This window comes from uncultured Corynebacterium sp. (assembly GCF_945649885.1).
GTDB lineage: Bacteria > Actinomycetota > Actinomycetes > Mycobacteriales > Mycobacteriaceae > Corynebacterium.
Map to the genome: position 1 here is coordinate 1 of NZ_CALZFS010000115.1, position 9,257 is coordinate 9,257.

Annotated in this window: 5 protein-coding genes; 4 read left to right on the top strand and 1 reads right to left on the bottom strand. The window is 54.5% G+C overall.

Features of this window, described 5'->3' with window-relative positions:
* Positions 1–64: 64 nt before the first annotated feature.
* Entirely contained in the window at positions 65–1,261 is a 1,197-nt protein-coding gene (locus Q0M74_RS11245) for a DNA polymerase III subunit epsilon (RefSeq protein WP_293954481.1), read from the bottom strand.
* A 914-nt stretch (positions 1,262–2,175) separates the two neighbouring features.
* On the opposite strand from Q0M74_RS11245, the gene Q0M74_RS11250 reads away from it, so the two are divergent.
* From Q0M74_RS11250 to Q0M74_RS11265, 4 genes are all read left to right on the top strand, one after another.
* A complete protein-coding gene (locus Q0M74_RS11250) occupies positions 2,176–5,871 on the top strand; it encodes a VWA domain-containing protein (RefSeq protein WP_293954483.1) in 3,696 nt (1,231 codons plus the stop codon).
* A 205-nt stretch (positions 5,872–6,076) separates the two neighbouring features.
* Entirely contained in the window at positions 6,077–7,570 is a 1,494-nt protein-coding gene (locus Q0M74_RS11255) for a SpaH/EbpB family LPXTG-anchored major pilin (RefSeq protein ID WP_293954486.1), read from the top strand.
* A 176-nt stretch (positions 7,571–7,746) separates the two neighbouring features.
* Entirely contained in the window at positions 7,747–8,655 is a 909-nt protein-coding gene (locus Q0M74_RS11260; protein WP_293954488.1) for a class C sortase, read from the top strand.
* Positions 8,652–9,257, top strand: a 606-nt coding sequence (locus tag Q0M74_RS11265; protein WP_293954490.1) for a SpaH/EbpB family LPXTG-anchored major pilin, incomplete at its 3' end; no start/stop codon positions are given. The genes Q0M74_RS11260 and Q0M74_RS11265, both read left to right, overlap by 4 nt.

A 9,257-nucleotide genomic window follows, 5' to 3' on the forward strand; every position in this document is an offset into this window, starting at 1 on the left:
AGTGAAAGCTTCATGACATTTTAGTCTAGTGAAAACATCGGCGCCATATACGCAACGCCACGGACTAGGAGGTCTTTGGGTCCTTCCGGCCGGTCTTGACCCGCTCCACCTGCCGCATGAAGGCCACATCCGAGAGCAGTGGGATGCCCTTGCGCTGGGCGTGCATGGCCTTGCCGTCGATATCGCGGGTCTGATTACACACCACCACGGAGGTCTGGCGGGTGAGTTTCTCCGAATAGGCCAGGCCGGTGTCAACGGTGGCCTGGATGATGATGTTGGGGTCCATCTCAATTTCGGGAGCCACCACCACCTCCATGCCGGCGATCAGTGATTTTCCGGGCTCATAGGCGCCGGGGTTGAGGAGTCTGCGGGGTGCTTCCTGAGCCTGGACCCGCACATGGGAACGTTGCAGGCCGAACTTGTCAGCACGCAGTTCCTCCGGGGTCAGCTCCGCCAGGGGCCCGTTGTTACGCATGGTGAAGTATAGCTGTGCAACCAGCAGGGTTTCCTCGCGGCTGAGTTCCCGGTGGGCAGTCTGCGCGCGCTCGACAGAAGCCTTGGCCTCCGGCGCGGCCAGACCAACGGTCTTGGCGACGCCCCGTACCCGCACATCGTCCAGGACCACGCCCTGCCGGCGTGCCGAGGAGAGCGTATCGACGATCAATTCCGGTCGCGGAATATGCCCGACCCGCTGCCGACGACGACCCCGCCCGCCCCTCCTGTTATTCCTGTTGTTGCTCCGGTTGGTCCGTGCCGCATCATTCATGGCCCGCTTGGCTTCCGAGACAATGAAACCCCAGAGACGTGGAGCATTATGGACGATGAGCGTGCGCCCATCGATCAACCTGTCCAGGCTTTTCAGAATCTGGCTGAATTTCTTGGCATTCCGGAACTCCTCCTTATGCACACCGTGCAGGTGGAAAGGTCCGGGATCCGTTCCAGAATCCAACACCGCATGGAAGGTCTCCACGGGAATGTTCTCCGAGGTCAGGGTGACCAGGTCAATGGTCACCATCCTTGAAGTGGATGGGTGGATGCCACTGGACTGGATGGTGACAGCGACAAAGGGTGCGGCCTCAACGGCTTCCCTGCGGGCCTGCTCCTGCGCATCACGACGCGCCTTGTCCTGTGCTTCCCGGTCGTTCTGTGCTTCAGCCTCCTGGGAAGTGTCCTGTGTGTCTCTTATTTCCAGGGACTCTGGAGACTCCGATGCCGGAGAATGCTGATCGGCGATAGCTTCATAAGCCCCAGTTGAGTTCATTCTCATGAGTGTAGTGGGTGAGGTGAACCCTGGGGAAAGGCTGCTGAACTAAGGGTTTGGAGAGGCCGCGGGGGTAGTGATGGTGTGAGGCCAGTAAAGATCTTTGAATGTGTCTGTTTCTCAGTTTGCAGGGTGGTCTGGGATGGGGAGGGGTCAGATGTCAAGGCGTTTTAGGTCGAATGGGAGGCCTGTTCGGACATTTCCCTTATCAAGAATTTTTATAAATGCAAATACTTGGCAATCCATCAATGGGGATAGCTCTAAAGATTGACTTATTATTGTCGCTAAACATTTCAGGGAAATGACAAGATAAGGTCCCCGATTTCGTAAAATTCGAGGTTCAAGGGGCATTTTCCGGCATGGTGAGCGGTGAGATTATTGGATTTTGCTGCCCGGGGCCTTGAAGTTCCCGAAATTTATCAACGTTAAATCATCAAATCTTCAACTTCCTATTCTGAGAAAACAGCCCCTTGTGGGGGTGGTCGTGGTTTTCCGGTGGTTTGAATTGCTTAGCTTTCTGGCATGAAACTTAGTCAAAAGGCATGCGATATGCCTATGTGGGGCACAGGTTTCCCGTGGGGAAATCGAGCTGATTCCATTCAGTGGGGGGCGAGAAGGGGGGGTGGACGACAATCTGCTAACGGTCATCTTGGTGCAATTTTGCCACCGTCACCCCTCACACCATGTGAGGGGATTCTTATTTCTCACGGGCTTTCTGAATTTTAAGAATTTCAGCCAGCGACAGGAGATATAGAAGATTAATTATTAGTTTTCCAAAGTTGAGAAAAACATAAGTGCAGTTCACGATGCTTGTTCAGCATAATTCTCCCATGTTACGAATACGTATCAAATACGAAACGGAGCTTGCCCGTGCTGGCTCAGTGGTAGTCGGTACGACGTAGTGAGGAAAATAGATGTCACAACACAGCAGAAGGCGAGGAGCCCGAGATTCGGCATTCCGTACCGCGCCCAGCAGCGTGATCATTGCGCTCCTGACCATCATCGCGCTGGTACTGATAAGCGGATTCGGTCTCGCCACCGCCGCTGGTCTTGAATCCAGTTCGATTAGCTTCGATGAACCTATCGAATCCATCGATCCTGAAGCTCACTCCCCGGGAGCCACGTACATGTCTGAGGAAACTGACTCCGATGACAGCACCCTGGATAATCTCGTCACTTCGCTGGATGATCTCAACTCTGTTGTTGATCAGCCAGATGATGATTTCAGAACTCCATTGCCAGAAGAGGAAGATTTCCCTGAAGCGGAATCCCCTGTTGTTGAGGATCAGTCGGCTATTGAAACTCCCAGCACCGGGGAATTGGGTGATGTGTTGGATGTACACCTTGGCCTACATCCTGATGACCCTGCTGTTCTGGAACAACTGCAAGTTGATGGCCCAAACCCACCTATGGAGATGCCTGAGGCCCCGGGTAACTTCCTGATGCCTATGGCGCTCAGGGATCTCACCCCGACCGCTCCGAACCCACCGCTGCCACAACGTTGTGGTGTGAACGTCGCCGTTGTGCTGGACCTGTCCAACTCAGTTAAAGATGCCAACGGCGTCCAGCCCACGAAGAATGCGACTAACGCCATCATTGATGCAGTGGGAGGCTCCGGTGGTGCGGTGGGAATCTTCACCTTCTCAACCCGTGCTCCCTCCACGGGAACGACCAACCGGCCTTGGGTGGAATTGACCACCCCTGAACAGGTCCAGGCTGCAAAAAACCACGTCAACGGGCTGAGTACGCCTGTCAACACTAATGTGGGCGGAACCAACTGGGAGGGGGCACTCAAACGAGTCGATGAAGTAAACAAGCCCTATGACATCGTCTACTTCATCACCGATGGTGTGCCGACTGCCAACGACAGCTATGACGGTGGCAATAGCCAGACCTCTGCTAATAGTGATCCGGGATACCGTACGCATTTCTCAGATATCAATGAGGCAATTAAAGCATCCAATGCTTTGAAGGCCCAAGGCATGTATGTTGCTCCGGTGGCTGTAGGACTGCAGACAAATAACCAGATTGTTTACCACAACACCAATGGCAATGAAGACCATAGGCAGTCTGGCCAGCAGATGCTTCAGCGAATTGATTCAAATTACCTGGTGGTAGATAACTACCTGCAGCTGGAAACCCTGATCAACTCGATTCTGGTCTCCTGTGAGTCTCGAGTTGTGGTGGAAAAGCAGATCGTGGATGCCAATGGCAATGTCATTCCCAATGGCGCGCCTGAATATCTGGCTGGTGGTTGGGAATTCACCATGTCTGATCTTTCATCGAGCTTTGAGTTCTCGGATGGAAATCCAGTAAGCAAAGTGGTCACCACGGCCGATGCTAATGGACGAACTCCGGTAGTCGGTTTGGAAACTGATTCCCCGACCACAATTGGAGACATCCGGATTGCTGCAACCGTTGAGGAAGGATTCCAACTTTTCCAACAAAATGGTACGAATGCCACCTGCCGAATTGGGTCTGGCCTCAACCCAGATACTGCAACAGGCTGGCAGAATATTTCTGTCATCAACTCAGGAGATACAGGTTTCACCGCTGAGGTGGAAGCCGGCCACACCACTTACTGCGTTGTTCAGAACCGTGAGCTGGAGACAAGTGCAGCCATCGAGAAGAGCCCCCGCCCCGGCCCAGCTGTAGCTGCGAATGCTGCTGGTGAGGCTGAATTGGTCTACACCGTCAAGGTGAGTAACGCCGCCGGGGGGGGGACGACTGGTGCTGCCAATGCTGAGACCGGAATCATCTGGGAATCTGTCCTGCTCCCGACGTATGCCACTGCGCGTGATGACATCACGATTGAATTCACCTCAGATACCGGTGTGGTTACAGATGGAGTGGTGAGCACAATCCCATCTGGACAGTTTGTCACTGGTGCGCAGATCCCGATCGCCAATAACCTGATGCTTCCTGCTGGCACACAGGCCACCTTCACCATTAAGGTCCCGGTCTTGGTCGAGGCAAGCGAACAGGAATGGCAGCAGCTCGCTAACTGTAAGGCTGCGAACGGCACCTATCTCGGTGGTGTTGCCAATGAAGTCATCATGGAACTTGAAGACCATGACGGTCCAGAAAACAACATTGCCTGCATTCCGATTGTGCAACAGCAGGTATCGGCAGAAAAGGCCCCAAGTCCGGGTGACGCCGTAGAGGTATCATTAGATGGTTTGGCTGATCTCGTCTACGCGGTGACAGTCACCAATGATGGTGGTTCCACCGGGCAGATCGACGCTGATTCTGGACCGGTCTTCGAATCGGTGCAGATTCCCGGCACTGTTTCTCCTCAATCAGACATCCAGGTATCCTTCCTCGGCACAAACGGAGCAACCGCCACTGGGCTTGTCGCATCAATCCCGGCAGGTGATTTCACCGCTGGTGCCAGCATCAAGATCGCAGACAATGTCACTCTCCCCGCTAACTCCACGGGTGTCTTCACCATCATGGTTCGCGCCAGGGTGACCGCAGGCACCCAGGATGAGTGGGAATCACTCAGCCAGTGTGTGGACTCTGGTGATGATGGTGCCTACCGCGGTGGTGTACCGAATCAAGTGACCATGGAAAATGACTTTGACGGTCCAGAAAACAACACTGCCTGTATTCCACTTATTCAGCGCAAGGTAGCTGTTGAGAAGGGCCCTCACCCAGGTGAGGCCGTCCAGGCAGATGCCAATGGTGAAGCAGAACTTGTCTACACCATTACCGTCAGCAACGACGGTGGTTCAACTGGCGATCTTGATATCACCAGTGCCGAAATCATCGAAAAAGTGAGACTCACCGACAAGGTGGTTGCCAATCGAAACGTCACCGTCACTTTCTCCAGTGACAATAATGCGGTAGCAGCCGGCGTGGTGAATCTGATCCAACAGGCAGAGTTTATCCCGGAAGCAGAGATCACCATCGCTGACAGCGTCTACCTGCCAGCGGGCTCCACAGGGGTCTTCACCATCACGGTCCCCGTGAAGGTGAAAGCAGACACCGCGGAGGAATGGAATGAACTCGGCGTATGTGGACGGGGCATCGATGGTGGTTTCTCCGGTGGCGTACACAACCAGGTCATCATAGACAAAGACGCTGATGGAAATAGCAACAACATTGCCTGTATCCCCATCATCGAACAGCCCAAGGCATTGGTGACCATTGTCAAGGAAGACCACAACAAAACTGCACTCCCCGGCGCAAAATTTGCACTGCATGCAGCTGAACTTAATGACTCAGGAGAACCGATCGGTCTCGGAGACATCTTGATTGCAGAACTTGATTATGCCGATGGAAGTGAGACCAGATTCGCAGCAGAGGAACTGAACTCAGGCTTCTACTACCTGGTTGAGGTGAAGTCTCCGGAGGGCTACAGCCTCCTGCCAACACCGATCGGCTTCGAAATGGAACTGACCAACGGAGAATTCTCCCTTCGTCTGATCAATCCTGATGAACAACAACATGTTGTCCGAGTTGAAAAGGATCTGACCATCCTGGTAGCTGACACCACGGCTGGAGACTTACCGGCAGCAGGTGGCCCTGGCATTGCACCTTATGCCGTGTTGGCAGGCATGATCCTCGCACTTGGCTTCAGCGCAATCCGCAGATCAGGGGCGAAGTAGGACATGAACACTGCACTTCTCTTCCGATCCAGAGCCGGTTCCTCTGATCCGGGAGTCGCTGAACTCTATCAGCGACGAAAACCGACAGATCCAGACCCACATAATCAATTCCCCCTCAGCCACCATTCCCCGGCACCACCGCACATCACTCATCGGCAGCGCAGGAACTTCTGAACAAACTGCGCTTCAACTCGAAGGACTTCTCATGACCATCTCATCTCGATCCAGCATCCGGACCATCGCGGCAGCTACAGCTCTCGGCGTGGCACTGGCGACCGGAACCATCGGTGCCAGCATCGCACATGCTGATCCGGTAACAGTCTCCAACATTGATTTCAATGCCACCGGTTCGATCACAATCCACAAGAAGGATATTGATGGACAAACTCCGATTGAACCGACTGGTAACGATAACCAGAACGCTCCTGGTGACCCACTTGCAGGTGCAGAATTCACCCTGTACAAGGTAACTGCGGACCTCAGCACCAATGCAGGCTTTAATGAGGCAGCCGCGCTCACTGCGACAAGTGCGAAGACTCAGGGCCTTGTCAGTAACGTTGCTACAGCCGCCGGCACCACCAATGGAGCCGGAAACATCACGTTCCCTGGACTTCCAGTGGGTGTCTACTTGCTTCGTGAGACTGGAGCGCCAGCGGGTTATAGCCCGGCTGCTGATTCCATCGTCTTTATTCCGATGACTAATCCGGAAGACACCACCGCGTGGAATTACAATGTCCACGTCTATCCGAAGAACTCCAAGAATGAAGCCATCAAGGAGGTCGAGGATGCAGGGCAGAATGTAGGCGACAACATCGTCTACACCATCACCTCTGACATTCCTGCAGTCGTGGCACGTCCGGGCCAAACCACCGTCATCTCCAAGTATGAGGTTCGTGATGACCTGGATGAGGGACGTTTCGGCGCACCTGGAGTGACAGTTGAACTGAGTGGTGGAACTGCCTTTGTGGAGGGAACCGATTACACCCTCACCATTGTTCCAGGGACCCTTGAAGTTGCGGTCGTATTCACCCCAGCTGGACTTAGTACTTTGACAGCGCACTCCAGTGAGAAGGTTGTCACCACCCTCACCTCTGAAGTACTGGCGATGGGGGATACCTCGGTCATCGTGAATGAAGCCACCACAATCACCAATAATGGTGGTGGCGGTGGTGACACGGAAACCGACTCCAATGAGGTGGAGAGCTACTACGGCAAGCTTCAGGTACTGAAGTACGAGGAGGGCACTCCGAGCACGCTGCTCGCGGGAGCAAAATTCCAGCTCTATGTCTGTACTGACCAGGACACTCTCGTGGGCGGTCCACTGAGTGTTGGTGGAGCCAGCGTCTGGACCACTAATGATCAGGGCACCTTCACCATCAATGCGCTCCATGTCACGGACTTCGAAGATGGCGAAGAGGTTATCGATCCAACACAGAAGTACTGCCTGGTGGAGACCGAAGCCCCTGATGGTTATGAACTCCTCCCGAATCCAATAGCGATTGACTTCACCCGTGCGGATGTTGCGAAAACCGATGACGGCACTGATGCGGTGACAGTGCGCGCAAAGATTGAGAATGTTGCTACTGTCTCGCCTGAACTGCCACTGACCGGCGGTACGGGTGTCGGCATCCTCGCAGCTCTCGGCGGACTGATCGTCGCAGCCGGCGCCTGGGCTGCACGTCGCATGAACCGCGCATAACCAAGTTTCAAACTTTCCGGAGCAATCTGGAGAGCCTGGCGGTGGAGAACATCGCCACCCCTCAGGGGAACTTTCTACAGTTCCCCTGAGACACAAACCCCCAGGGTCGTAAAAATCCTGGTCACAACTTTATATAAACAGCCAGATAAACACTGAAGTACATAGGAATGAGTATCATGAGCACCTCAACACAAGCAGAACAGCGAGGCCGAACAGCCCCTGTGTGGGCACGTGTACTCATTCCTGTTCTCATCATCGCCATCGGACTGGGAGTTCTGCTCTATCCGGTTGTGGCCACCCAGTGGAATAACAACAAACAGATCACCGCCAGTCGAGAATATGAAGACCTGAACCAGCAGACGGACCCGGCAACCCTCCAGGGACATATTGATGCTGCCCGGCAGTATAACGAGACTGAGATCGGTGGCCCGATCCTGGATCCCTGGCTCTCGCGGGTATCGGTGGACAATGAGCAATACCAACGCTATCTCGCGGAATTGAACTATCAGCAGGCAATGAGTCGCCTGGTCATCCCATCAATTGATGTGGACCTTCCGATCTTCCATGGAACCTCGGATGAGACCCTGCAGCAGGGGGTCGGACATCTTTATGGAAGTGCACTGCCTGTCGGGGGTGAAGGTTCCCATTCCATGTTGACCGCACATACCGGACTCTCGCAGGCAACCTTGTTCGACAACCTGGATGACGTCGTGGTGGGGGATGTCTTCTATCTCTCCACCGCGGGGGAAAGGTTCAAGTATGAAGTTCACAACATCGATACCGTGCTTCCGGATCAGGCGGAGAACCTGCACCCGGTGGCAGGTGAGGACCTGGTCACCCTCATCACCTGCACCCCGTATGGGATCAACACCCACCGCATTCTGGTGACCGGGCACCGCGTTGAGATGGACCTTGCTGCTGAGAAGGTACTTGTCGACGGCGTGGACCTCAAGTGGCAGTGGTGGATGTATGCCATCGCAGCTGCTGCCATTATCACCATCTTGCTTCTTGCCCTCTGGGCGTCTCGCATGGTGAGGAAGTCCGAGAGCAACCTCAGCACTGATGACCAGGAGGAGTCACTGTGAATACGATCTTGAAAACCCCGAGAATAGTTGTGGCGATGGTAGCTGCTGCCGTCCTCTCACTGGGAATTCCCATGACGACGGGAAGTGCCCAAACCGTCATCGGCATGGTGAATTCCCAGGCCATTGCTGATATTGACCAGAGCCGCACAGTGGATCTGACCATCATCAAACCCCCCGGGAATCCCTATGATGATGGTACGGAGCCCGTGATTGAAGGGGTCACCTTCACTCTCAAGCAGGTCCAGGGTATCAACCTCACCACTGAAGCCGGATGGGCAGCCGCCCGGGAGATCACTGTTCCGGAAGCACAGGAACGGGGCTTCACCCATGACGTCACGGCAGTGACCAATGCGGCTGGGGAAGCCTTCTTCGCCGGCCTTCCGATCGGGTTGTACCTGGTCTCTGAAACGCCGGTGCCTGTGATGGGAATGGATCCCCCGGTGATCGTTGACTTCCTGATCACCCTGCCCACCGGCGATAATGACGGTGAATCTTGGGACTACAACGTTTTTGTGAAAGCCAAGAGTGAAGAGGTGGCGTCATTCACACCAACGAGTACTCCGACGACCACCACCCGGACAACCACCACCCCCAGGGAAACA